The organism is Rhodococcus sp. MSC1_016 (assembly GCF_023667485.2).
In the GTDB taxonomy this organism is placed as follows: Bacteria; Actinomycetota; Actinomycetes; order Mycobacteriales; family Mycobacteriaceae; genus Rhodococcus_F; species Rhodococcus_F oxybenzonivorans.
The window spans coordinates 2,635,536-2,661,621 of sequence record NZ_JAMOZI020000001.1 but is presented as its reverse complement, the minus strand read 5'-3'; the positions used below and the strand labels follow the sequence as shown (position 1 = coordinate 2,661,621).

Below are 26,086 nucleotides of genomic sequence, written 5' to 3'. Positions count from 1 at the left end.
GTGAATTAGCTTGCATGATGATGCATAATCAATCGTATGACTGAGCACGCGGGAAAACCGATCAGGATTGCCGTCGCCGGCGCGAGCGGATACGCCGGAGGCGAGGTGTTGCGTCTGCTGCTGGGGCACCCGTCCTACGCCGACGGGTCCCTCCTCATCGGCGCGCTCACCGCCGGCGGTAGCGCCGGATCGAGTCTCGGCTCACATCACCCGCATCTCCTCCCGCTCGCCGACCGCATTCTCGAGGACACCACAGTCGAGACTCTCAGCGGCCACGATGTCGTCTTCCTCGGTTTGCCCCACGGCAATTCGGCGCAATACGCGAAGGCCCTGCCCGAATCCACCGTGATCATCGACTGCGGCGCCGACTTCCGGCTCTCCGACGCCGACGACTGGGAGCGGTACTACAAGAGCCCACATGCCGGCAGCTGGCCCTACGGACTTCCCGAGCTACCCGGTGCGCGCGAAAAGCTTACGGGCGCGACACGGATCGCCGTTCCGGGCTGCTTCCCGACGGTGTCGAGCCTGGCGCTTGCCCCCGCCGTCGCGGCCGGTGTCGTGGAACCACGTGTCACGATCGTCGCGGTCACCGGGGCGTCCGGTGCGGGCCGCGCACCCAAGGCGGATCTACTCGGCTCCGAGGTGATGGGCTCGGTGCGCGCCTATGGAGTCGGCGGCGTACACCGGCACACTCCGGAGATCATTCAGAACCTGTCCGCACTCGCAGGTGAACGGGTCACCGTGTCGTTCACCCCCGTGCTGGCGCCGATGCCCCGCGGCATCCTCGCCACCTGCACCGCAGTGACCACCGCATCCGAGGACGAAATTCGGGCGATCTACGAAAAGGCCTACGCCGACGAACCTTTCGTGCACGTGCTTCCGGCGGGAATGCTGCCGCAGACGGGCGCGGTCACCGGGTCCAACGCCGTTCAGATCGCTGTCGCAGTCGATGCGGACGCCGGTCAGCTCGTCGTTGTCGCCGTGATCGACAATTTGACCAAGGGCACCGCCGGAGGGGCCGTGCAATCGATGAATCTCGCGCTCGGGTTACCCGAGACCGCCGGGCTTTCGACAGTGGGAGTCGCACCGTGAGCAACGACAGAATCGACACCGCCTACACCCGCGACATCGCGGGCGGCAAACTCGTCCGCACCCAAGGGGTGTCCGGTCCGGCCGGGTTCCGGGCGTCGGGGATCAAAGCGGGCATCAAGGCCAACGGAAACGCCGATCTCGCGCTCGTGCTCAACGAAGGTCCCGAGCTCGCAGCTGCGGGGGTGTTCACCACCAACAAGGTCAAGGCTGCCCCGGTGCTGTGGTCACAGCAAGTCCTGACGACGGGCCGGCTGCGCGCAGTCGTACTCAACTCCGGTGGGGCCAACGCTTGTACTGGCGCCGGCGGATTCCAGGACACGCACAGGACGGCCGAGGAAGTCGCGTCCGCGCTCAGTAACTGGGGAACCGAGACCGGCGCGGTCGAGGTCGCGGTGTGCTCGACGGGTCTGATCGGCGACCGGCTGCCCATGGACAAGCTTCTTCCCGGCGTCACCGAGGCGGTGCACGAACTGGCCGGCGGCATCTCGGGTGGCACGGACGCGGCATACGCCATCATGACCACCGACACCGTTCCGAAACAGTCAGCCCTGCACCACGCTGACAAGTGGAATGTCGGCGGGATGGCGAAGGGCGCCGGCATGCTCGCCCCCGCGCTGGCCACCATGCTCTGCGTCATCACCACCGATGCGGTGGCCACCGCCGCCCAGCTCGATGCGGCTCTGCGCGCGGCCACCCGCGTGACTTTCGACCGCCTCGATGTCGACGGTGCGACGTCGACCAACGACACTGTGCTGCTCTTGGCGTCGGGTGCGAGCAACGTCGCCCCCAGCCAGGCGGAACTCGATGCCGCGGTCACCGCGGTGTGTGACGACCTCGCAGACCAGATGATGGCCGACGCGGAGGGAGTCACCAAACGGGTGCGCGTCACCGTCCGTGGAGCCGCAAGCGAGAACGACGCCCTGATCGGTGCCCGAACCGTGGCCCGCGACAGCCTTGTCAAGACGGCAATCTTCGGCTCCGACCCCAACTGGGGGCGTGTGCTCGCCGCCATCGGTATCGCACCGATCGAGTTGGACCCGGACAAGATCGCGGTCTCGTTCAACGGGTCCCCGGTCTGTATCGACGGGGTCGGTGCGCCCGGCGCCCGTGACGTGGACCTGAGCGGTGTCGACATCGCCCTCGACATCGACTTGGGTGTCGGCGCGCATGCCGTGACCATCCGGACCACGGACCTCTCACACGCCTACGTCGAAGAGAACTCGGCGTACTCGTCATGACCCCGGGCAGCGAAACACTGGTCGGAATCACCGATCACCAGAAGGCACACGTGCTCGCCGAGGCCCTGCCGTGGCTGCAGCAGTTCCGTGGCAAGGTCGTGGTCGTGAAGTACGGCGGCAACGCCATGATCGACGACGCACTGAAGACGGCGTTCGCGGCCGACATGGCGTTTCTCCGCACGGTGGGAATCCACCCGGTCGTCGTGCACGGCGGCGGACCCCAGATCAATGCCATGCTTGCCAAGCTCGGAATGACCGGCGAATTCAAGGGTGGATTCCGGGTCACCACGCCCGAGGTGATGGACGTGGTACGGATGGTGTTGTTCGGCCAGGTCGGCCGCGAACTCGTGGGGCTGATCAATGCGCACGGGCCCTACGCGGTCGGCATTTCCGGCGAGGACGCCCACCTGTTCACTGCGACCAAGCGCACCGTGATGGTCGACGGGAATCCCACCGACATCGGCCTCGTCGGTGACGTCACGACGGTCAGTCCGGACGCGGTGCTCGACCTGATCCATGCCGGCCGGATACCGGTGGTCTCCACCATCGCGCCCGATTCGGACGGCGTGGTGCACAACATCAACGCCGACACGGCGGCAGCGGCGCTCGCCGAGGCGATCGGTGCCGAGAAGCTGGTCGTCCTCACCGATGTCGAGGGGTTGTACACCAACTGGCCGGATCGGGATTCGCTGGCCACGCAGATCGACGCTGCGGCGCTGGCCCAGCTCTTGCCGAGTCTCGACGCCGGAATGGTGCCGAAGATGGAGGCCTGCCTCCGGGCTGTCCGCGGCGGTGTACCCACCGCGCACGTGGTCGACGGGCGCATCCCACATTCGGTGCTGCTCGAACTCTTCACCGGTGAGGGCATCGGAACCATGGTGACCCCGACACCGTCGTCATCTACCGAGGGAGTTGTGTCATGACCGGAACTCCGGAACTTCAGCAGCGGTGGTCGGGCGCGCTGATGAACACGTACGGCGTCCCCCGGGTCGCGCTGACGGGCGGCCGCGGTGCCGTGCTGACGGACGCGGAAGGTAAGCAGTACGTCGACCTTCTCGCCGGCATCGCTGTCAACATCCTCGGACACGCGCATCCGGCGATCATCGAGGCGGTCACCCACCAGCTGTCGACGCTGGGACATGTGTCCAACCTCTATGCCAGCGAACCCGCGATCGCCCTGGCGGAGGAATTGCTCTCGCACCTGGGCGCACCCGGCCGGGTCTTCCTGTGCAATTCGGGGACCGAGGCCAACGAGGCGGCTTTCAAGCTCGCCCGCGCGACAGGTCGCTCCAAGATCATCGCCGCGGAGAACTCCTTCCACGGCCGCACCATGGGCGCGCTGGCGCTCACCGGGCAGGCAGCCAAGCGTGCCCCGTTCGAACCGATGCCGCCCGGTGTCGAGCACGTGCCGTACGGCGATCTCGATGCGCTGGACCGCGCCGTCGACGAAGACACCGCGGCGGTCTTCCTCGAACCCATGATGGGTGAGGGCGGCGTCGTCGTTCCTCCGGAGGGGTATCTGGTCGGTGCAAGGAAGATCACCGCGGACCGCGGTGCGCTGCTGGTGCTCGACGAGGTGCAGACCGGGATCGGCCGGACGGGTTGGTTCTATGCCCATCAGTCCGTCGGCATCATTCCCGACGTCATGACGCTGGCAAAGGGACTCGGTGGGGGAATGCCGATCGGCGCCTGTATCGCCACGGGCGCGACCGCAGATCTGTTCGGTCCCGGTAAACACGGCACCACCTTCGGCGGGAATCCGGTGTGCGCGTCCGCGGCGCTCGCCGTGCTCCGCACGATCGCCGAGGAAGACCTCGTCTCCCGCGCCGACGCACTCGGGAAGTCGCTGTCTGCGGGTATCGAGGGGCTCGGACACCCCTTGGTCGACCACGTCCGCGGCGCTGGGTTGCTGCTCGGCATCGTCCTCACCCGGGACGTCGCACCCGCAGTGGAGAACGCGGCGCGCGAGGCCGGTTACCTGCTCAATGCTGCACAGCCCGGTGTCATCCGGTTGGCTCCACCGCTGGTGCTGACCGACGATCAGGCCGAAGGCTTCGTTGCGGCACTGCCCGCAATCCTCGACAACGCGCAATCGGCCGCTCAGCCGGGAAAGCAGTGACGATCGTGGTGAAACACTTCCTACGGGACGACGACCTGACCCCTGCCCAGCAGGCCGAGGTTCTCGACCTCGCAGCCCGGCTCAAGAAGGATCCCTTCGCGGAGCGCCCGCTCGAAGGCCCGCGCGGTGTCGGCGTCATCTTCGAAAAGAACTCCACCCGTACCCGGTTTTCGTTCGAGATGGGCATCACCCAACTGGGCGGCCACGCAGTGGTGGTCGACGGACGCAGCACCCAGCTCGGCCGCGAGGAGACACTCCAGGACACCGGCCGGGTGCTGTCGAGGTACGTCGACGCAGTCGTCTGGCGGACGTTCGGGCAGAAGCGCCTGGAGTCGATGGCCTCCGGGGCGAGCATTCCGATCGTGAACGCCCTGTCCGACGAGTTCCATCCCTGTCAGGTCTTGGCCGACCTCCAGACACTGGCCGAGCGGAAGGGATCGTTGAAGGGTCTGAAACTGACCTACCTCGGGGACGGCGCCAACAACATGGCCCACTCCCTCATGCTCGGCGGAGTCACCGCGGGCGTCGACGTCACGATCGCCAGCCCGGACGGATTCGCGCCGTTGCCGTGGGTAGTCGAGGTGGCGCGGGCACGCGCGGCCGAGACCGGTGCCACGATCACGCTTACGGGCGATGCGCACTCGGCGGTCGCGGGCGCGGACGCACTCGTGACCGACACGTGGACGTCGATGGGACAGGAGAACGACGGGCTCGACAGAGTCGGACCGTTCCGCCCTTTCCAGGTCGACGAGGCACTGCTCGCGCGAGCCGATTCCGAAGCTGTGGTTCTGCACTGCCTTCCCGCCCACCGCGGGGAGGAGATCACCGACGCTGTGCTCGACGGACCGCAGAGCGTGGTGTGGGACGAGGCCGAGAACCGGCTTCACGCGCAGAAGGCGCTTCTGGTGTGGCTTCTCGCACAACGATCCGGGGATCGTCCGTGAGTCCGGTTCCGCCACATCGAGTGGGTGCCACCAACGCGGCGACCGCGCCGACGCGGGCAGGGCGTCAGGCCCGGATCGTGGCGATCCTCTCGACCAACCCGGTCCGCAGCCAGACCGAGCTCGCGTCCCTGCTGGCCGCCGAAGGGATCGACGCCACCCAGGCCACGCTCTCCCGTGACCTCGAAGAACTCGGGGCCGTCAAGCTGCGCGCGGCCGACGGTGGCGCCGGCGTGTACGTGGTACCCGAGGACGGGAACCCGGTGCGCGGAGTCTCGGGCGGAACGGACAGATTGGCGCGATTGCTGGGGGAGTTGCTGGTGTCCACGGACTCGAGTGGCAACCTGGCGGTGCTGCGAACGCCTCCCGGGGCGGCGCACTATCTGGCGAGTGCACTCGATCGGGCATCATTACCTGACGTCGTGGGAACCGTAGCCGGCGACGACACCCTTCTCGTGGTGGCCCGTGAGCCGCTGACCGGGGCGGAACTCGCGGCGAAGATCGAATCCCTCGCCTGACAACTGAATCATCTCTACAGATCTTCAACCTAAGGAGCACAAGGACCATGGCCGATCGCGTCGTACTCGCCTACTCGGGCGGGCTGGACACCTCAGTCGCCATCAGCTGGATCGGCAAGGAGACGGGCAAGGAAGTTGTTGCTGTCGCCATCGATCTCGGCCAGGGCGGCGAGGACATGGAGGTCGTGCGCCAGCGTGCGCTCGACTGCGGCGCGGTCGAGTCGGTCGTGGTGGATGCACGGGACGAATTCGCCGACGAGTACTGCCTCCCGACCATCCAGGCCAACGCCCTGTACATGGATCGTTACCCCCTGGTGTCGGCGATCAGCCGCCCGTTGATCGTCAAGCATCTCGTCGACGCGGCCCGCGCCTACGGCGGCACCACCGTCGCACACGGCTGCACCGGCAAGGGCAACGACCAGGTCCGCTTCGAGGTCGGGTTCGGTTCGCTGGCCCCGGACCTCGACGTGATCGCGCCCGTTCGCGACTATGCCTGGACCCGTGAGAAGGCCATCGCGTTCGCCGAGGAGAACGAGATCCCGATCAATGTCTCGAAGAAGTCCCCGTTCTCGATCGATCAGAACGTGTGGGGCCGCGCGGTCGAGACCGGCTTCCTCGAGGATCTGTGGAATGCACCGACCAAGGACGTCTACGACTACACCCAGGACCCGACCGTCAACTGGCAGGCCCCGGACGAACTGATCATCAGCTTCGAGGAAGGCCGCCCCGTCGCGATCGACGGCAAGCCGGTGTCGGTCCTCGAAGCGATCCAGGAACTGAACCGTCGCGCCGGCGCTCAGGGGGTCGGTCGCCTCGACGTCGTGGAAGACCGGCTGGTGGGCATCAAGAGCCGCGAAATCTACGAGGCTCCGGGCGCCATGGTGCTGATCAATGCGCACCAGGAACTCGAGCACGTCACGCAGGAACGCGAACTCGGCCGCTACAAGCGGCAGACGGAACAGCGCTGGAGCGAGCTGGTCTACGACGGCCTGTGGTTCTCGCCGCTGAAGGTGGCACTGGACACTTTCATCGCGAAGACCCAGGAGCGCGTCTCGGGTGACATCCGCCTGGTTCTGCACGGCGGCGCGATCATCGTCAACGGCCGCCGGAGCAACCAGTCGCTCTACGACTTCAACCTGGCCACCTACGACGAGGGCGACACCTTCGACCAGTCGTTCGCCAAGGGGTTCGTGCAGATCCACGGTCTGTCCTCGAAGGTCGCCGCGAAGCGCGATCTGGGCCTGTAGGCATGACGGCGCACGGCACCAACGAAGGTGCGTTGTGGGGCGGTCGGTTCGAGTCCGGACCCGCCGCCGCCATGGCGGCCCTGAGCAAGTCGACCCACTTCGATTGGGTTCTCGCACCCTATGACGTGCGGGCGTCGCAGGCGCACGCCCGGGTCCTGCACAACGCGGGACTGCTCAGTGTGGAGGACCTCTCGACGATGCTGGGTGGGCTGGACAGCCTGGCAGCCGATGTGGCGAGCGGAACATTCGGTCCGAGTGAATCCGACGAGGACGTGCACGGCGCCCTCGAACGGGGCCTGATCGATCGGGTCGGCCCGGAAGTCGGGGGCCGCCTGCGGGCGGGTCGCTCACGGAATGATCAAGTGGCGACGCTGTTTCGCATGTGGTTGCGGGATGCGGTCCGCCGGGTCGCGGCCGGGGTGTTGGACGTCGTGGATGCGCTCGCGACGCAGGCGGCCGCGCATCCGTCCGCGGTGATGCCCGGCAAGACGCACCTGCAGGCCGCGCAGCCGGTTCTGCTGGCACATCATCTGCTGGCGCACACGCACCCCTTGCTGCGAGACGTGCAGCGCCTGCGGGACTTCGACGTGCGAGCCGCGGTGTCCCCGTACGGATCGGGGGCGCTCGCCGGGTCCTCACTCGGACTCGACCCCGAGGCGATCGCCGCGGAACTCGCGTTCGACTCTTCGGCCGAGAACTCGATCGACGCGACGTCGTCGCGGGACTTTGCGGCCGAGGCCGCGTTCGTGCTCGCGATGATCGGCGTGGATCTGTCGCGGATGGCGGAGGAGGTCATCCTCTGGAGCACCCCGGAATTCGGCTACATCACGCTGGCCGATGCCTGGTCGACGGGTTCGTCGATCATGCCGCAGAAAAAGAATCCGGACGTGTCCGAGCTGACTCGCGGAAAGTCGGGCAGGCTGATCGGCAACCTGACGGGTCTGCTGGCCACGTTGAAGGCGCAGCCGCTCGCTTACAACAGGGACCTGCAGGAAGACAAGGAACCGGTTTTCGATTCGGTGGCACAACTCGAAATGCTGCTGCCTGCGATCACCGGGCTGATTTCGACTCTCGAGTTCCACACCGACCGGATGGCGGAATTGGCGCCCGCCGGTTTCACGCTGGCCACGGATATCGCCGAGTGGCTGGTACGCCAGGGCGTACCGTTCCGCGTCGCCCATGAGGCGGCGGGTGCCTGCGTGCGTGTCGCCGAGGCACGAGGTGTCGGCCTCGAGGATCTCACCGAGGAGGAACTGGCAGCAGTCGATCCTTCCCTGACGCCGGACGTTCGGGAGGTGCTCACGGTCGAGGGCTCGATTGCGTCGCGCAACGCCCGCGGTGGCACCGCCGGTATCCGGGTAGCCGAGCAGTTGGGTGGTGTTCGCCAACTCTCCGAGTCCATGCGGGAATGGTGCCGGTGATGCCTCCGTCGTCGACCCTCCAATAGGGCAGTGTGACGCGTCGGGAGCAGTAGGGTGAGGGCGGCGGCAGTGAGACGTACGTCGCGGTTCGAGAGTCTGGGAGAGTATTCGTGGGTTTTTCTACCGAAACGGTAAAGGGCCCGATCCGTCGGGTAGTGGCGACGGCGCAGAACGGTTTGGAGGTAGTCCGCCTCGGCGGACTCGAGACAGATCTGACCACCTCGCCGTTCGAGGTGGTCGAACGGCGGCCTATGTATCGACTCCGGCGATACTTCCCCGACACCGACCCGGCGGAGGTCGGCCCTCCCATCGTGCTGGTGCCGCCGATGATGATGTCGGCCGACGTCTACGACGTGACCCGCGATCAGGGCGCCGTGGGCATCCTGCACGAAATGGGGATCGATCCCTGGGTTGTCGACTTCGGGTCGCCGGACACCGAAGAGGGGGGATGGGACAGAAATCTCGCCGATCACATCGTCGCGATCAGCGAGATCATCGACAAGGTCCGTGCCCACACCGGCCGCGACGTCCATCTCTCGGGGTATTCGCAGGGTGGCATGTTCGCCTACCAGGCGGCTGCTTACCGCCGCAGTCGCAACATTGCGAGTCTGATCACCTTCGGCAGCCCCGTGGACACTCTGGCCGGTCTGCCGTTCGGAATTCCCGCCGGATTTGCCAGCGACGCAGCCGCTTTCCTCGCGGACCATGTGTTCAACCGTCTCGCGGTGTCCGGGTGGATGGCGCGCACCGGTTTTCAGCTCCTCGACCCGGTGAAGACCCTCAAGTCCCGTCTCGAATTTCTTCGGCAGCTGCACGACCGGGAGGCGCTCCTCCCACGGGAACAACAGCGCCGGTTTCTCGCGACCGAGGGATGGGTTGCCTGGTCGGGTCCCGCAGTGGCGGAGCTGCTCAAGCAGTTCATCGTCCACAACCGGATGATGACCGGCGGTTTCGTCATCAAGGACCGCGTCGTGTCACTCGCCGAGCTGACTTGCCCGATCATGGCGTTCGTCGGTGAAGTAGACGACATCGGGCAGCCGCTCGCGGTCCGCGGGATTCGCCGGGCCGCACCGCGTGCCAATGTGTACGAATCTACTTTGAGGGTAGGGCATTTCGGGCTCGTGGTCGGTTCAGCGGCGGCCGCGCACACATGGCCGACCACCGGTGAATGGGTGCGGTGGAACGAGGGTATGGGGCCAAAACCGTCCACTGTGGATCTCATGCGGTACGACGAACACTTCGGCAGCGAGACCGGAGTGTCGATCAGCGATCGCATCATCCACACGGTGGCCTCGGTCGCGGAAGTCGGTGTGGGGGTCGGCAAAGGGATCACAGGATTCGCCTCGGGAGCAGTTCGCGGCACGGTGGAACTGTCCGGTGAGGCCACGCGCGCTCTTCCGCGTCTCGCGCGTCTCGGCCAGATGCAACCGCACACTCAGATCTCCCTCAGCCGGCTTCTGGCGGAGCAGCGTCGGAAGGCGCCGAACGGTGAGTGCTTCCTCTTCGACAACCGGGTACATACCTACGAGGCGGTGAACCAGCGGATCGACAATGTCGTTCGCGGATTGATCTCCGCCGGCGTGCGGCCCGCTGCACACGTCGGTGTGGTCATGGAAACCCGGCCGAGCGCGCTGGCTGTCATCGCGGCGCTGTCCCGGCTCGGCGCCGTGGCAGTTCTCCTTCCTCCGGGCCGCGAAATCCACACCGCAATCCGGATCGACGGGGTCGAACGCATCGTCACCGATCCTGAGAATCTCGACGCCGCCCTCGCCACCGGAATGCAGGTTCTCGTCCTCGGTGGGGGAGACCTCCGCAGTCTCGATGTCGAGCCCGGGTCGAACGTCGTCGATCTCGAGCAGATCGACCCGGAGTCCGTCGCTCTGCCAGGCTGGTACCGGCCCGACCCCGGGCTGGCACGAGAGCTGGCCTTCATTATCTGCAGTGAATCCAACGGGCACTGGGAGACCAAGCAGATCACCAACTACCGTTGGGCGCTGTCTGCCTTCGGTACCGCCTCGGCCGCTGATCTCGATCGCGGCGACACGGTGTATTGCATTGCTCCCCTGCATCATTCATCCAGTCTCCTCGCGGCAGTGGGGGGAGCGGTGGCGGGCGGCTCACGTATCGCCCTGTCGAAGGGCCTCGACGCCGAGCGCTTCACCGAGGAGGTCCAGCGTTACGGCGTGACCGTCGTCAGCTACACGTGGACGATGATGCGTGAAATCCTCGATGCGGAAAGCCTCGATCTGCTCGGTAACTACCCGATCCGCCTGTTCCTCGGTTCCGGTATGCCACAGGGGTTGTGGCGGCGCACCACCGAGTGCTTCGCGCCCGCGAAGGTGCTGGAGTTCTACGCGTCGACCGAAGGTGATGTCGTTCTCGCGAACGTCGCAGGCGCCAAGATCGGGTGCAAAGGCAGGCCGTTGCCGGGTAGCGCCGAGGTGCGACTGGCCGCATACGACCCGATCTCCGGACGTCTGCTCGAAGACGACCGGGGCTTCGTCCGCGAATGTGCGGACAACGAGGTCGGTCTACTCCTCGGCAAGGCGGGCGTGCACGGTGAAATGTCCGGTGTGGCCATGCGGGGCATCTTCGCTGCCGGCGACGCGTGGATCGCGACGGAAAACCTCTTTCGCCGCGATGCAGACGGTGACTACTGGCTGGTCGATCACAAGAAGACCGTCATCACCACCGCCCGAGGACCTGTGTTCACGCAACCGATCGTGGACGCCCTGGCGGCCGTCGACAGGATCGACCTGGCCGTGGCCTACGGTATCGAGGTCGGCGGCAGCACGTTGGCGGTTGCGGCCTTCACCCTCCGCGACGGACGCCCGCCACGGCTGGCCGATGTGGCGGAGGCCATTGAAGCACTCCCGTTCGGGTGGCGTCCCGACATCGTCCATGCGGTGGACACCATTCCGCTGGGCTCGTCGTTCCGCCCCAATGCCGACGGTCTGAGTGCGGCAGGTTTGCCGAAGCCGGGCACCCGCGTCTGGTATCTCGACGCGACCTCACAGGAGTACAAACGGCTGACGAAAGCAGTAGCAGCGCAGTTCCACGACGGCTCGGCCGGCATGCCCGCTGGTGCGCGGTAACCTGAGGCTGCTCACCCGAACGGTTGGAGAGGACATCCGTGGTTATTGATCCGACACTGCTCAGCATTCTGGCGTGCCCGCAGGACAAGGGCCCGCTCCTGCTGGTCGGAGACGAGTTGCTCTACAACCCTCGACTTCGGCGCGCTTATCCCATCGAGAACGGGATCCCGGTCCTCCTCATCGACGAGGCGCGGGACGTGGACGCCGAGGAGCACGAGCAGCTGGTCGCCCGGGCATCTGCGCAGTCGTGATCGCGGCGCGTTGAATCAGCCCGGCACGGGTCCGGTGAGATAGCGCTGGAGCGTCGGCGCTATCACGTCGACCAGATCCTCGATCGGGAGAGAAGCGAGGGGTTCGAACTCGAGGATGTACCGGGTCACCAGAATCCCTACCATCTGCGACGCCACCAGCTGCATACGCAGGATCCCGGTTCCGGGTGGCTCGTCGACTCTCGGGCCGAGGTCACGAAATACCACTTCCACGAGGAAGGTTCGGATCAGGGTCGGTTCGTTGCCCGCCATCGCGGAACGGAACGCCGCGACAACTGCCGGTCGGTGCGGTGACTCCCAGACCGAGAAGACAGCTTCCGCGAGATGGCGCCCGACCTCGTCGGTCGGGATGTCGAGGACCGGTGCAATCACCTGGGTGGGGTCGACGGGAATGTCGACGGAGTCGAGGAACAACTGGCGTTTGGTCCCGAAGTAGTGATGCACGAGCGCCGCATCGACGCCTGCACTCAGGGCGACTGCACGCACACTCGTTTTGTCGAACCCATTCTGTGCGAACAGCTTTCGTGCGACTGCCAGTATCCGAGATCGAGTGTCCTGATTTCCGGGTCTGCGGCCCGAACGCGTTCGTGCGCGTGGTGCCGTCATGGTGTGCGACGCCTCAGTGTGGCGGCTCCGAGCGACAGCGCGAGTAGTGCGAAGGCGGCGACCACGGTGAGATCGCGCCACATGATTCCGGTGGTACCCGGGTGGGTCGCGACCTGTTGGAGCGCTTCGACGGCGTAGCTCAGTGGCAGGACGTTGCTGATCCATTCGAGCCAGGTGGGGAGCTGATCGCGGGGGACGAGCAGCCCGCACAGGAACAGTTGGGGAACCACGATGACGGGCATGAACTGCACGGCCTGGAACTCGGTGCGGGCGAAGGCGCTGCACAGGAGACCGAGCGCAACACCGAGAATCGCGTTCAGTACCGCGATCAGCAGAACCCAGCTCACGCTGCCTTCGGTGTCGAGACCGAGTAAGCCGAATGCGACGGCGCAGGCCAGTGCGGCTTGTGCGGCGGCTGCCGTGGAAAAGGCTGCCGCGTAGCCGCCGAGAAGGTCCAGTTTGCCCAGTGGTGTCGTGAGGAGGCGTTCCAGGGTTCCCGACGTGCGTTCGCGTTGCATCGCAATCGACGTGACGAGGAACATCACCACGAAGGGAAGGATGCCGAGCATCGTGATCGCGACCCGCTCGAAAAGCGATTGTTGGCCGGGGGCCGCCGGCACGTTCTGGTACAGGAAATACAGCAGCACCATCAGCAGGCTCGGTACTACGAGGATCATGGCGACCGTGCGATGGTCGGCCCGCAACTGCGCGAGTATCCGACCTGCCGTTGCGAGGAAGATTCTGGCATTCATCAGTTTTCACTTCCCACCTGTGATGTGCGGATCAAGGTCAAGAAGGCGTCTTCGAGGCTCGACTCACCGGTCTGGCGGCGCAGGCCGGTGGGAGATTCCTGCGCGAGTACGTGCCCGTCGCGCATCAGGAGCTAGCGAATCGCAGTGTTCGGCCTCGTCCATCACATGGCTGGACACCAGGAGGGTCGTTCCTCCGGCAGCGAGGGCCTCGAACCGCTCCCACAGTTCGACACGAAGCAACGGATCGAGGCCGACGGTGGGCTCGTCGAGTACGAGGATCTCCGGGTCCGCGACCAGTGCGCAGGCGAGTGAAGCTCGTCCGAGTTGGCCCCCGGAGAGGTCCGCTGCTTTCTGGCCGGCGAACCGGGTGAGTCCGACAGCGTCGATCGCGTCGGTGACCGCACCTGCCGGCCGGCCGTAGAGCGCGGCGTAGTACGCGACGTTCTTCTTGACGGTGAGGTCGGTGTACACGCTCGGTGTTTGGGTGACGTACCCCACTCGGCTCCGTAGCGAGACCGAACCAGCGGGCGATCCCAGGACGGTGACGGAACCGGACTCCACGATTTGAGTACCGACCACGCACCGCATCAGTGTCGTTTTGCCGCACCCGGAAGGACCGAGAAGTCCGGTGATGGACCCGCCCGGTACTTGCACGTCGACGCCGTGCAAGACCTCGTTCTTTCCTCGCCGTACGCGGAGATCCCGGATGTCGATCGCAGGGCTGCCGTTCATGGCGTGCCTCAATTCATCACTGGGTGAATTCACTGCCTGATGAATTATGCGTCCACGGAGAGCTGTGCGTCAACGGTTGGGCACAATCGGAGGGTGACTGTCGATCGACTTGCCGAGGCCCACCCCACCGAAGCCGCAAGAATCGTGCTGGGGTCCACCTTGATCGTCGCGGACGTACGCCTTCGCATCGTCGAGGTCGAGGCGTACGGCGGAGAAGCCGAGGGACCATGGCCGGACCCGGCATCGCACTCGTATCGGGGGAAGACGCCGCGGAACGCGGTGATGTTCGGCCCTGCCGGACACCTGTACGTGTACCGCAGCTACGGAATGCACTTCTGCATGAATGTGTCGTACGGGCCGGTCGGGACGGCCGGCGGAGTGCTTCTGCGCGCAGGTGAAATCCTCGACGGTGCGGAGACTGTCCGTGCACGACGATCGCGGGTCACCCGGCCCGCTGATTTCGCGCGCGGTCCCGGGAACTTGGGGTCGGCCACCGGCGTCACCCTCGCCGACAATGGTGCGCCGCTGTTCGCGGCTGATTCACCGATCCGGCTCGAGATCACCGAGTCGGAAGGATGGGTGAGTGGTCCCCGGGTGGGGGTCAGCGCGGCCGCTGACCGGCCGTGGCGTTTCTGGATTCCCGAGTCCGCTGCCGTGTCGGCCTATCGGAGAAGCCCGCGTGCGATGCCCGTCGACGAGCGGATGGGATGATCGATCACGTGACTGAGAACATCATCGATGAACTGACCTGGCGCGGGCTGATCGCTCAATCAACCGATCTGGACGCATTGCGTCGTGATCTCGACGCCGGACCGGTCACGCTGTATGCGGGGTTCGACCCGACGGGACCCAGTCTGCACGCCGGGCACCTGGTACCTCTGCTCGCGCTCAAACGGTTCCAGCGCGCAGGGCACCGGCCAGTGGTCCTGGCAGGTGGCGCGACGGGACTCATCGGTGACCCGCGTGATGTCGGTGAACGGACAATGAACTCCTCCGACACGGTGGCCGCGTGGGCCGATCGCATCCGCGGCCAACTCGAACGGTTCGTCGACTTCGACGATTCCCCCAGCGGCGCCGTCGTCGAGAACAATATGAACTGGACCGGGAAGCTGTCGGCGATCGACTTCCTCCGAGATGTCGGCAAGCACTTCTCGGTCAACGTCATGCTGGCGCGGGACACGGTGAAACGCAGGCTCGAATCCGACGGCATGTCCTACACGGAGTTCAGCTACATGCTGCTCCAGGCCAACGACTACCTCCATCTGCGCCGTAGCCACGGGTGCACGTTGCAGGTGGGCGGGTCGGATCAGTGGGGCAACATCATCGCCGGTGTCGACCTGAACCGCCGTATCGACGCCGCGACGGTGCACGGACTCACCGTTCCGTTGGTGACCTCCGCCGACGGTAAGAAGTTCGGCAAGTCGACCGGTGGTGGGAGCCTGTGGCTCGATCCCGAGATGACGAGCCCCTACGCCTGGTACCAGTACTTCGTGAACACGAGCGACGCCGATGTCGTGAAATACCTGCGATGGTTCACCTTCCTTTCGCCGGAGGAGCTTGCGGAGCTCGAGGCGGCGACAGTTGAACGTCCGCATGCTCGCGAGGCCCAGCGGAGGCTGGCAGCGGAAATGACAACTCTGGTCCACGGAGAAGCGAACACCCACGCCGTGGAGCTGGCTAGCAAGGCACTGTTCGGCAGGGGTGAATTGCGGGATCTCGACGAACCGACGCTGGCTGCGGCGCTCCGCGAAGCGGCGGTCGCAGAGTTGGCGCCCGGGGCACCTGCCAGCATCGTGGATCTGCTCGTGCTCAGTGGGCTGTGCGAGAGCAAGGGCGCTGCCCGCCGTGCGGTGAAGGAAGGCGGCGCGTCGGTGAACAACCGCAAGATCAGCAGCGAGGAGTGGACCCCCTCGGGCGACGATCTTCTCCATGGAACCTGGCTCGTGATTCGGCGCGGTAAACGGCACTTCGCCGGCATCCAGGTGGTTGCGGGCTAGGGTGCCCGGCATCACACCGTTGTAAGTTCGGGACGTGATCCGCAGGTGGCTGACGCTGTGCGCGTTCCACCTGCGGATTTAACGCGCCGGACTTCTCCGAACTGGGGATTTGACGCTCCGTTATCCGTCGCGTAACTTATTCCAAGTCAGAGCGACACGGACACCGACCCCGGCCGGAAGGCGGGGGACACGAGGTTGGACGAAGGCGCCTGAACTTCCCGAAGATGCTGATTTCGATTGGTGTGTTCGAGATGTCCTGGAGGTTCCCGTTTGCATCGGGGGTTGGCAGGAGTTAGGCTGGAGCGGTTGCCCCGGAGCGGCTAGCGAGTGTGCTGGTGGTGATGGTGTGTGCGTGTTCTTTGAGAACTCAACAGTGTGTCGATGAATGTCAGTGCCAAATGTTTTTGGTACTCCGCATCACGGGTGATCGGCTGGGCCTTTTGGGGTTTGGTTGTGAGTGGTGTGGGTATTTGCTGGCTCTTTCTCCTTCTTCCGTCGGAGAGGGGGTCGGTGTTTGATTGAGCTAGTTTGAGTTTTTGATCGCTAGTGATTTGACTCGATGTCTATGACTGATTGGGGTTCGCCTCTTTCTAGAGTCTTCAACGGAGAGTTTGATCCTGGCTCAGGACGAACGCTGGCGGCGTGCTTAACACATGCAAGTCGAGCGGTAAGGCCCTTCGGGGTACACGAGCGGCGAACGGGTGAGTAACACGTGGGTGATCTGCCCTGCACTTCGGGATAAGCCCGGGAAACTGGGTCTAATACCGGATACGACCTTCGGCTGCATGGCTGGGGGTGGAAAGGTTTACTGGTGCAGGATGGGCCCGCGGCCTATCAGCTTGTTGGTGGGGTAATGGCCTACCAAGGCGACGACGGGTAGCCGACCTGAGAGGGTGACCGGCCACACTGGGACTGAGACACGGCCCAGACTCCTACGGGAGGCAGCAGTGGGGAATATTGCACAATGGGCGAAAGCCTGATGCAGCGACGCCGCGTGAGGGATGAAGGCCTTCGGGTTGTAAACCTCTTTCAGCAGGGACGAAGCGCAAGTGACGGTACCTGCAGAAGAAGCACCGGCTAACTACGTGCCAGCAGCCGCGGTAATACGTAGGGTGCAAGCGTTGTCCGGAATTACTGGGCGTAAAGAGTTCGTAGGCGGTTTGTCGCGTCGTTTGTGAAAACTCACAGCTCAACTGTGAGCTTGCAGGCGATACGGGCAGACTTGAGTACTGCAGGGGAGACTGGAATTCCTGGTGTAGCGGTGAAATGCGCAGATATCAGGAGGAACACCGGTGGCGAAGGCGGGTCTCTGGGCAGTAACTGACGCTGAGGAACGAAAGCGTGGGTAGCGAACAGGATTAGATACCCTGGTAGTCCACGCCGTAAACGGTGGGCGCTAGGTGTGGGTTCCTTCCACGGAATCTGTGCCGTAGCTAACGCATTAAGCGCCCCGCCTGGGGAGTACGGCCGCAAGGCTAAAACTCAAAGGAATTGACGGGGGCCCGCACAAGCGGCGGAGCATGTGGATTAATTCGATGCAACGCGAAGAACCTTACCTGGGTTTGACATATACCGGAAAGCCGTAGAGATACGGCCCCCCTTGTGGTCGGTATACAGGTGGTGCATGGCTGTCGTCAGCTCGTGTCGTGAGATGTTGGGTTAAGTCCCGCAACGAGCGCAACCCTTGTCTTATGTTGCCAGCACGTAATGGTGGGGACTCGTAAGAGACTGCCGGGGTCAACTCGGAGGAAGGTGGGGACGACGTCAAGTCATCATGCCCCTTATGTCCAGGGCTTCACACATGCTACAATGGCCAGTACAGAGGGCTGCGAGACCGTGAGGTGGAGCGAATCCCTTAAAGCTGGTCTCAGTTCGGATCGGGGTCTGCAACTCGACCCCGTGAAGTCGGAGTCGCTAGTAATCGCAGATCAGCAACGCTGCGGTGAATACGTTCCCGGGCCTTGTACACACCGCCCGTCACGTCATGAAAGTCGGTAACACCCGAAGCCGGTGGCCTAACCCCTTGTGGGAGGGAGCCGTCGAAGGTGGGATCGGCGATTGGGACGAAGTCGTAACAAGGTAGCCGTACCGGAAGGTGCGGCTGGATCACCTCCTTTCTAAGGAGCATCTCCAGTCATGTACCGCTGAACAGTCAGTGGATGATGGTCTGGCAGAGGCCATTTCGGATGCGTATGTTATCCGGTGGTTGCTCATGGGTGGATCGCTGACAAGTATTGGTTCTCAACTGCCGGCCTGTGTGCTGGTGGGAGGGCGAATTATATCGACATACTGTTGGGTCCTGAGGGAACACGTGAGTGTTTTTTCTTTCAGGAAAGTGACGATCCGGTTCGGATGTCAGGCAGACCGCATCACTTTTGGTGGTGGGCATGGTGCTGGCGGAGTTCGAGGCGGGTGTGTTGTTTGAGAACTGCACAGTGGACGCGAGCATCTTTGTTGTAAGTAATGAAGAGCGTACGGTGGATGCCTTGGCACCAGGAGCCGATGAAGGACGTAGGAGGCTGCGATAAGCCTCGGGGAGCTGTCAACCGAGCTGAGATCCGAGGATGTCCGAATGGGGAAACCCAGCACGAGTGATGTCGTGTTACCCGCATCTGAATATATAGGGTGTGTGGAGGGAACGTGGGGAAGTGAAACATCTCAGTACCCACAGGAAGAGAAAACAATAGTGATTCCGTGAGTAGTGGCGAGCGAAAGCGGAAGAGGCTAAACCATGGATGTGTGATAGCCGGCAGGCGTTGCATTCGTGGGGTTGTGGGGTTCATCTTGTCAATGCTGCCGTGTTGGCCGACAGTAAGAAATCATGGTGTTAGTGGAAGTGGTCTGGAACGGCCTGTCGTAGAGGGTGAGAATCCCGTACACGAAAACATTGTGACTGTCGTGATGGAAACCCAAGTAGCACCGGGCCCGTGAAATCTGGTGTGAATCTGTCGGGACCACCCGATAAGCCTGAATACTCCCTGGTGACCGATAGCGGACTAGTACCGTGAGGGAAAGGTGAAAAGTACCCCGGGAGGGGAGTGAAATAGTACCTGAAACCGTGCGCTTACAATCCGTCAAAGCCTTCGAACACTTCGGTGTTGGGGGTGATGGCGTGCCTTTTGAAGAATGAGCCTGCGAGTTAGTGGCATGTCGCGAGGTTAACCCGTGTGGGGTAGCCGTAGCGAAAGCGAGTCCGAATAGGGCGTTCATAGTGGCATGTTCTAGACCCGAAGCGGAGTGATCTACCCATGGCCAGGTTGAAGCGACGGTAAGACGTCGTGGAGGACCGAACCCACTTAGGTTGAAAACTGAGGGGATGAGTTGTGGGTAGGGGTGAAAGGCCAATCAAACTCCGTGATAGCTGGTTCTCCCCGAAATGCATTTAGGTGCAGCGTCGCGTGTTTCTCATCGGAGGTAGAGCTACTGGATGGTCTAGGGGGCCCACAAGCTTACCGAAATCAGCCAAACTCCGAATGCCGGTGAGTGAGAGCGCGGCAGTGAGACTGCGGGCGATAAGGTTCGTAGTCGAGAGGGAAACAGCCCAGATCGCCAGCTAAGGTCCCTAAGCGTGTACTAAGTGGAAAAGGATGTGGGGTCGCGAAGACAACCAGGAGGTTGGCTTAGAAGCAGCCACCCTTGAAAGAGTGCGTAATAGCTCACTGGTCAAGTGATCCTGCGCCGACAATGTAGCGGGGCTCAAGTACACCACCGAAGCTGCGGCATTCACACAATGCACCCCCATTTTCCTGCGGGAGGGTGGGCAGTGGTGTGGATGGGTAGGGGAGCGTCGTGTGGCCATGGAAGCGGCGGGGTGACCCAGCCGTGGAGGCCACACGAGTGAGAATGCAGGCATGAGTAGCGAAAGACGAGTGAGAAACTCGTCCGCCGAATGACCAAGGGTTCCTGGGCCAGGTTAATCCGCCCAGGGTGAGTCGGGACCTAAGACGAGGCCGACAGGCGTAGCCGATGGACAACGGGTTGATATTCCCGTACCCGTGTGAACGCGCCCCTGGTGAATCAGTGATACTAACCACCCTGAAACCGCGTGTGAACCTTCGGGTTCGTGCGTGGCGGATGCGTGGGACCTGATCTGGTAGTAGCCAAGCGATGGGGTGACGCAGGAAGGTAGCTGAGCCAGTCAGTGGTAATACTGGTGTAAGCCTGTAGGGAGTGACCTAGGCAAATCCGGGTCACACATATCCTGAGAGGTGACGCATAGCCGAATGAGGCGAATTCAGTGATCCTATGCTGCCGAGAAAAGCCTCTAGCGAGCTTTCACACGGCCCGTACCCCAAACCGACACAGGTGGTCAGGTAGAGAATACTAAGGCGATCGAGATAACTATGGTTAAGGAACTCGGCAAAATGCCCCCGTAACTTCGGGAGAAGGGGGGCCTCGTCTGGTGATCACTCTTGCAGTGTGAGCTGGGTGGGGCCGCAGAGACCAGTGAGAAGCGACTGTTTACTAAAAACACAGGTCCGTGCGAAGTCGTAAGACGATGTATACGGACTGACGCCTGCCCGGTGCTGGAAGGTTAAGAGGACCGGTTAGCCATTTCGGTGGCGAAGCTGAGAATTTAAGCCCCAGTAAACGGCGGTGGTAACTATAACCATCCTAAGGTAGCGAAATTCCTTGTCGGGTAAGTTCCGACCTGCACGAATGGCGTAACGACTTCTCAGCTGTCTCAACCATAGACTCGGCGAAATTGCATTACGAGTAAAGATGCTCGTTACGCGCGGCAGGACGAAAAGACCCCGGGACCTTCACTACAGCTTGGTATTGGTGTTCGGTTCGGTTTGTGTAGGATAGGTGGGAGACTGTGAAGCGCTCACGCCAGTGAGTGTGGAGTCGTTGTTGAAATACCACTCTGATCGTATTGGACCTCTAACCTCGGACCATGATCTGGTTCAGGGACAGTGCCTGGTGGGTAGTTTAACTGGGGCGGTTGCCTCCCAAAATGTAACGGAGGCGCCCAAAGGTTCCCTCAGCCTGGTTGGCAATCAGGTGTCGAGTGCAAGTGCACAAGGGAGCTTGACTGTGAGACTGACAAGTCGAGCAGGGACGAAAGTCGGGACTAGTGATCCGGCACCGGCAAGTGGAAGCGGTGTCGCTCAACGGATAAAAGGTACCCCGGGGATAACAGGCTGATCTTCCCCAAGAGTCCATATCGACGGGATGGTTTGGCACCTCGATGTCGGCTCGTCGCATCCTGGGGCTGGAGTAGGTCCCAAGGGTTGGGCTGTTCGCCCATTAAAGCGGCACGCGAGCTGGGTTTAGAACGTCGTGAGACAGTTCGGTCTCTATCCGCCGCGCGCGTTAGAAACTTGAGGAAGGCTGTCCCTAGTACGAGAGGACCGGGACGGACGAACCTCTGGTGTGCCAGTTGTTCCACCAGGAGCACCGCTGGTTAGCTACGTTCGGAAGGGATAACCGCTGAAAGCATCTAAGCGGGAAGCCTGTTCCAAGATGAGGTTTCTCACCCCCTCGAGGGGGTAAGGCCCCCGGCAGACCACCGGGTTGATAGGCCAGAACTGGAAGCCCAGTAATGGGTGTAGGTGACTGGTACTAATAGGCCGAGGACTTACCACAAAGAAGCTACGCGTCCACTGTGCAGTATCTGAAACAACACACAGATACCCTTTTCCCTTTACGGAACCCCCGACAAGTTCCGCACCCACCCGGGTGCGTGGCCACGGAGGGGAAACCGGAAAAGGGACGATGGGTGTGACAGTTTCATAGAGTTACGGCGGCCATAGCGGAGGGGAAACGCCCGGCCCCATTCCGAACCCGGAAGCTAAGCCCTCCAGCGCCGATGGTACTGCACTCGACAGGGTGTGGGAGAGTAGGACACCGCCGAACATCCGTTACCGAAAGGGGACCCAATATACTGGGTCCCCTTTCGTGCTTTGTGTGAAAGGAATGACTGTGTCGGAGAGCGACGACGGACGTCGATCCTTCCGCGGAGGCGGTGCCTCTAATTCTGGACGAGGCGGTGCCTCTAATTCTGGACGAGGCGGTGCCTCTAATTCTGGACGAGGCGGTGCTTCCGGTTCGGACCGAGGCAGTGCCTCAGGGTCGAGCAGAGGTGGCCCGTCGGGTGGTCGTGGTGGATCGTTCGGCGGACCGCGAGGTGATTCTCGTGGCGGTGCCGGCAATGACCGGCGGGGTGGGCAGCGCCGTGGGGGCGAGGGCGGATTCACTCCGCGGGGTCGTGATGGTGACCGCCCGCAGCGGCAGGATGCCCGTCCCGACGAACCCGACCTGCCGGAAAATGTCGAGGCCGGTGAACTTGATCCGACTGTCCGGCGTGACCTGCTGAGCTTGGACAAGACGAACGCGAATACCGTTGCGCGGCATCTGGTGATGGCGGGCAAGTTGGTTGACGACGATCCCCGACTGGCCCTGGCGCATGCGCGTGCGGCGCGGCAGCGGGCCGGACGTATCGCCGTCGTTCGTGAGGCCGCGGGCATCACCGCGTACCACGCTGGTGAATGGGCAGAAGCGCTGTCCGAGCTGCGGGCCGCACGTCGGATGGCTGGCGGTCCCGGACTCCTCGCCGTGATGGCGGATTGCGAACGTGGACTGGGCCGACCAGAACGGGCGATCGAACTGGGTCGGAGCGATGAAGCAGCGGCTCTGTCTGGTGACGATGCCGCCGAGCTGCGCATCGTAGTTGCAGGTGCGCGCATGGACCTCGGGCAGTTCGATCAGGCCGTGGTCACGTTGCAGACGCCGGACCTCGACGCTTCCCGTACCGGTCCGGGCGCTGCGCGTCTCTTCTATGCGTATGCCGACGCCCTGGTGGCCGCCGGCCGTATCGAGGATGGCCTGAAGTGGTTCCTCAATTCGGCTGCGGCGGACCTCGAAGGTGATACCGACGCAGAGGAGCGTGTGGCCGAGCTGACCGGAGACGATCAGTGACGGTGGAGAACGGTGTGGCGTCGTCGCTGCGTGAGGGATATGACGCTCTGCTACTCGACCTGGACGGCACCCTGTATGAGGGTCCGCTGGCAATTCCCGGTGCCCGGGCCGCGCTGGCGCCGGGAACGCAAGCCCTCTATTACGTGACCAACAATGCGAGTCGTAGCCCAAGTGAGGTCGCCGCACACCTGACCGAGCTCGGTTTCGACGCCTCGGAGTCGAGGGTGGTCACGAGTTCGCAATCCGCAGCTCGACTCCTCGCTGAGAAGATCGAACCCGGTGCTGCAGTGCTGGTGGTCGGGACGGAAGCCCTGGCGGATGAAGTGGCGCGGGTCCGCTTGCGCCCGGTGCGGTTGTTCGCGGATTCGCCCGTCGCGGTGGTGCAGGGCCATTCTCCGACAACCGACTGGGCGATTCTTGCGGAGGCGACTCTCGCCATCCGGTCGGGAGCTCTCTGGGTAGCGGCCAATGTCGATTCCACGCTCCCTACCGAGCGTGGGCTGGTGCTGGGCAACGGATCTATGGTGGCCGCTCTGCGCACCGCAACGTCCTGCGTACCTTTGGTTGCCGGTAAACCGGCAGCGCCTTTGATGGAAGACGCGATACGCCGTAGTGGGAGTTCGCGCCCTCTGGTTGTGGGCGACAGACTCGACACCGACATCGAGGGCGCCAACGCGGTGGGTCTCGAATCCCTGTTGGTGCTCACCGGGGTCAGCACTGCCATCGACGTCCTTCGGGCAACCGAGGAACAACGCCCGACCTTCATCGCGTCCGAACTGGATGCCCTCAACCGGCCTGCTGACGAATCGCGGGTCGGCGAGGACCGCCGGTTCTCCGTCGAGTTCGATGGCACTGATCTGGTGATCGAACCGAAAGGCGAATCGATCGGCACTGCCGATTCGGTGACGCTGCTCCGGCACGTGGCTGTGTCAGCATGGAAGTACCCGGAGTTCGGCCGCGTCACGTCCACTCACCCGGCAGTCAGCGCGCTCGTGTCCGATTGGGGTGCTTGACCGCGCAACTCGAGTGCCCGCAGATCCTTTGTGTCCGCGGTGCGGTTCGCTGTATGCGTATCCGAAGGGGATCGACTAGCGTTGTGCCCGATGAGCACGCCAATACCGCGCCCGGGAGCCCATCTACCTGGGCCAACGCCGATTGTCGACCCCGAGAAGATTTCCGCGGAGGTGGACGGATTGCTGACGCGGCTGCACGCCGTCGAACCAGATCCCGAGGACCCACACGGAGTCGGTGTCATTCCGAAGAAAGCGCATCTGCTCGAGAAGGCCCACGACGTTCTGGTGGAAGCGCTGGCCGCCGTGGACAAGATCTGAGGTGGCCCGACGCGCGCGGGTGGATGCCGAACTCGTTCGGCGTGGACTGGCCCGGTCCCGTGAACACGCCCAGGAACTCATAACATCCGGCAGAGTGCTGATCTCCGGAGTAGCTGCGACCAAACCCGCTACCGCCGTCGAAGCGGGAACACCGCTACGGGTGGTCGAGGTGGACAACGAGGTGTCCTGGGCTTCGCGGGGCGCCCACAAGTTGCTCGGAGCTCTCGAAGCGTTCGGACCCGGCGGGCTCTCGGTCGACGGAAAGCGGTGTCTCGACGCCGGCGCCTCGACGGGGGGTTTCACGGATGTACTTCTCCACCACGGCGCCCGGGAGGTGGTCGCGGTGGATGTCGGATACGGCCAGTTGGTGTGGCGGTTGCAGTCGGACGATCGGGTTCGTGTGGTCGACCGCACCAACGTGCGTGCTATCGACGCCGAGCGCATCGGCGGACCTGTCGATCTCGTGGTCGCCGACCTGTCGTTCATTTCCCTCGAACTCGTGCTGCCGGCCTTCGTCGCGTGTGTGACTGCCGGGGCAGATCTCGTTCCGATGGTGAAGCCGCAGTTCGAAGTCGGTAAAGATCATGTCGGGTCGGGCGGAGTTGTCCGTGACCCGGAACTGCGGGTGGCTGCCGTGCTCAGGGTGGCAAGGGCCGCGGAGTCCCTGGGGCTGCGTACGCTGGGAGCCGTCGCGAGCCCGTTGCCAGGTCCCTCCGGAAATGTCGAGTATTTCCTGTGGCTCCGTTCGGGTGCCACTGCGGTGCCGGAACCGGGTGTCGTACCCGGGGTTGATGATGAACCGGTCGACTCGATCGAAGAGTTGATCCGCACCGCGGTGCAGGAAGGACCACAGTGAGCGGGGGAAGCAGCGGCACGGCACGCGAGATTCTGCTGGTGGCGCACCCGGGCCGGGCCGAAATCACTGAGACGGCACGGCGCGTCGGTGAGATCTTCAAGAGCGCTGGAATCGGACTGCGCGTCCTCGTCGACGAGGTCGACAACACGCGCATCGAACCAATGGACGGCATGGCGCCCGACGAGTTCCTCGTGCCGGGATTCGAGGTGACGATCGTCCAGGCCGGTCCGCACGCCGCCCTCGGCTGCGAAATGGTGCTGGTCCTCGGAGGAGATGGGACTTTCCTTCGCGCCGCGGAACTTGCTCAGGCCGCGTCCATTCCGGTGCTGGGTATCAACCTCGGGCGCATCGGCTTCCTCGCCGAAACGGAGGCCGAACATCTGGACGAGGCACTCGGTCAGGTGGTGCGCCGCGAATACCGGGTGGAACAGCGCATGACGCTGGACGTCGTCGTCCGGGTGGACGACGAGATCATCGAGCGGGGCTGGGCGCTCAACGAAGCGAGCATCGAGAACCGGTCCCGGCTCGGTGTTCTCGAAGTAGTGCTCGAAGTCGACGGCCGCCCCGTGTCGGCGTTCGGATGCGACGGAGTGCTCATCTCGACACCGACCGGGTCGACGGCCTACGCCTTCTCCGCCGGCGGTCCCGTCGTGTGGCCCGAACTCGAAGCCCTGCTGGTTGTCCCGAGCAATGCCCACGCACTCTTCGCGCGGCCGCTCGTCACCAGCCCGGAGTCGATCATTGCTGTCGAGACGGTGGCCGGTAGTCATGATGGCTTGGTGTTCTGTGATGGCAGGAGAACTCTCGAACTTCCTGCGGGTGCGCGGGTGGAGGTGGTGCGCGGTAAGGAAGCTGTTCGCTGGGTGCGACTCGACTCGGCTCCCTTCGCCGATCGCATGGTGCGAAAGTTCGAGCTGCCCGTCACCGGGTGGCGAGGAAGGAAACCCTAGA

At 63.6% G+C, this 26,086-nt stretch carries 19 protein-coding genes, 3 rRNA genes and 1 pseudogene; 20 read left to right on the top strand and 3 right to left on the bottom strand.

What is annotated here, in order from left to right; translation table 11 throughout:
- Positions 1-36: 36 nt before the first annotated feature.
- From argC to L1080_RS12210, 10 genes are all read left to right on the top strand, one after another.
- Positions 37-1,092 carry an N-acetyl-gamma-glutamyl-phosphate reductase gene (gene argC / locus L1080_RS12255; protein WP_159921889.1) on the top strand — a complete coding sequence of 352 codons (1,056 nt, stop codon included), beginning with the start codon at positions 37-39 and terminating at the stop codon, positions 1,090-1,092.
- Positions 1,089-2,330 (top strand): bifunctional glutamate N-acetyltransferase/amino-acid acetyltransferase ArgJ, encoded by a 1,242-nt coding sequence (argJ, locus tag L1080_RS12250; protein WP_201453568.1) that lies wholly within the window; start codon positions 1,089-1,091, stop codon positions 2,328-2,330. The genes argC and argJ overlap by 4 nt, the downstream gene beginning before the upstream one ends.
- Positions 2,327-3,253: an acetylglutamate kinase gene (gene argB, locus L1080_RS12245; protein WP_250774366.1), complete on the top strand. Its 927-nt coding sequence runs from the start codon at positions 2,327-2,329 to the stop codon at positions 3,251-3,253. Before argJ ends, argB begins: the two co-directional genes overlap by 4 nt.
- Entirely contained in the window at positions 3,250-4,449 is a 1,200-nt protein-coding gene (locus L1080_RS12240; RefSeq protein WP_159921891.1) for an acetylornithine transaminase, read from the top strand. Before argB ends, L1080_RS12240 begins: the two co-directional genes overlap by 4 nt.
- Positions 4,446-5,393 carry an ornithine carbamoyltransferase gene (gene argF / locus L1080_RS12235; protein ID WP_250774368.1) on the top strand — a complete coding sequence of 316 codons (948 nt, stop codon included), beginning with the start codon at positions 4,446-4,448 and terminating at the stop codon, positions 5,391-5,393. Before L1080_RS12240 ends, argF begins: the two co-directional genes overlap by 4 nt.
- Positions 5,390-5,908 carry an arginine repressor gene (locus tag L1080_RS12230; protein WP_230990167.1) on the top strand — a complete coding sequence of 173 codons (519 nt, stop codon included), beginning with the start codon at positions 5,390-5,392 and terminating at the stop codon, positions 5,906-5,908. Before argF ends, L1080_RS12230 begins: the two co-directional genes overlap by 4 nt.
- A 47-nt stretch (positions 5,909-5,955) precedes the next feature.
- A complete protein-coding gene (locus L1080_RS12225) occupies positions 5,956-7,155 on the top strand; it encodes an argininosuccinate synthase (RefSeq protein ID WP_109329432.1) in 1,200 nt (399 codons plus the stop codon).
- 2 nt (positions 7,156-7,157) lie between these two features.
- Positions 7,158-8,576 carry an argininosuccinate lyase gene (gene argH / locus L1080_RS12220; protein ID WP_250774376.1) on the top strand — a complete coding sequence of 473 codons (1,419 nt, stop codon included), beginning with the start codon at positions 7,158-7,160 and terminating at the stop codon, positions 8,574-8,576.
- 110 nt (positions 8,577-8,686) lie between these two features.
- Positions 8,687-11,671 carry an acyl-CoA synthetase gene (locus L1080_RS12215; protein WP_159921897.1) on the top strand — a complete coding sequence of 995 codons (2,985 nt, stop codon included), beginning with the start codon at positions 8,687-8,689 and terminating at the stop codon, positions 11,669-11,671.
- 38 nt (positions 11,672-11,709) lie between these two features.
- Complete coding sequence (locus L1080_RS12210) at positions 11,710-11,922, top strand: Trm112 family protein (RefSeq protein ID WP_109329435.1); 213 nt, start codon at positions 11,710-11,712, stop codon at positions 11,920-11,922.
- Positions 11,923-11,937: 15 nt separating this feature from the next.
- Here L1080_RS12210 and L1080_RS12205 read toward each other — a convergent pair whose 3' ends face one another.
- From L1080_RS12205 to L1080_RS12195, 3 genes and pseudogenes are all read right to left on the bottom strand, one after another.
- Entirely contained in the window at positions 11,938-12,546 is a 609-nt protein-coding gene (locus L1080_RS12205; RefSeq protein ID WP_109329436.1) for a TetR/AcrR family transcriptional regulator, read from the bottom strand.
- Entirely contained in the window at positions 12,543-13,298 is a 756-nt protein-coding gene (locus tag L1080_RS12200) for an ABC transporter permease (RefSeq protein ID WP_250774378.1), read from the bottom strand. The genes L1080_RS12205 and L1080_RS12200 overlap by 4 nt, the downstream gene beginning before the upstream one ends.
- A pseudogene (locus tag L1080_RS12195) lies at positions 13,298-14,030 on the bottom strand (ABC transporter ATP-binding protein). The gene L1080_RS12200 and the pseudogene L1080_RS12195 overlap by 1 nt, the downstream one beginning before the upstream one ends.
- A gap of 39 nt (positions 14,031-14,069) precedes the next feature.
- Here L1080_RS12195 and L1080_RS12190 point away from each other — a divergent pair.
- The 10 genes from L1080_RS12190 to L1080_RS12145 all read left to right on the top strand — a co-directional run bounded on the left by L1080_RS12190 (position 14,070) and on the right by L1080_RS12145 (position 26,085).
- A complete protein-coding gene (locus tag L1080_RS12190) occupies positions 14,070-14,741 on the top strand; it encodes a DNA-3-methyladenine glycosylase (protein WP_213572326.1) in 672 nt (223 codons plus the stop codon).
- A gap of 8 nt (positions 14,742-14,749) precedes the next feature.
- On the top strand, positions 14,750-16,027 hold the full coding sequence (tyrS, locus tag L1080_RS12185; protein WP_159921905.1) for a tyrosine--tRNA ligase: 1,278 nt from the start codon (positions 14,750-14,752) through the stop codon (positions 16,025-16,027).
- Positions 16,028-16,626: 599 nt separating this feature from the next.
- Positions 16,627-18,144, top strand: a 16S ribosomal RNA gene (locus tag L1080_RS12180).
- Positions 18,145-18,481: 337 nt separating this feature from the next.
- Positions 18,482-21,616 (top strand): 23S ribosomal RNA (locus L1080_RS12175).
- A gap of 153 nt (positions 21,617-21,769) precedes the next feature.
- Positions 21,770-21,886, top strand: a 5S ribosomal RNA gene (gene rrf / locus L1080_RS12170).
- The 16S, 23S and 5S rRNA genes sit together here, the layout of an rRNA operon.
- Positions 21,887-21,946: 60 nt before the next feature.
- The gene (locus tag L1080_RS12165) at positions 21,947-22,948 is read left to right on the top strand and encodes a tetratricopeptide repeat protein (protein ID WP_250768557.1); all 1,002 of its coding nucleotides are present in this window, start codon (positions 21,947-21,949) and stop codon (positions 22,946-22,948) included.
- Positions 22,945-23,961, top strand: coding sequence for an HAD-IIA family hydrolase (locus L1080_RS12160; protein ID WP_236603452.1), 1,017 nt, complete (start codon positions 22,945-22,947; stop codon positions 23,959-23,961). Before L1080_RS12165 ends, L1080_RS12160 begins: the two co-directional genes overlap by 4 nt.
- A gap of 90 nt (positions 23,962-24,051) precedes the next feature.
- Positions 24,052-24,279 (top strand): hypothetical protein, encoded by a 228-nt coding sequence (locus L1080_RS12155; protein ID WP_250768554.1) that lies wholly within the window; start codon positions 24,052-24,054, stop codon positions 24,277-24,279.
- Between the two features lies 1 nt (position 24,280).
- Positions 24,281-25,135, top strand: coding sequence for a TlyA family RNA methyltransferase (locus L1080_RS12150; RefSeq protein ID WP_159921911.1), 855 nt, complete (start codon positions 24,281-24,283; stop codon positions 25,133-25,135).
- Positions 25,132-26,085 (top strand): NAD kinase, encoded by a 954-nt coding sequence (locus L1080_RS12145; protein ID WP_109329442.1) that lies wholly within the window; start codon positions 25,132-25,134, stop codon positions 26,083-26,085. The genes L1080_RS12150 and L1080_RS12145 overlap by 4 nt, the downstream gene beginning before the upstream one ends.
- Position 26,086: the final 1 nt, after the last annotated feature.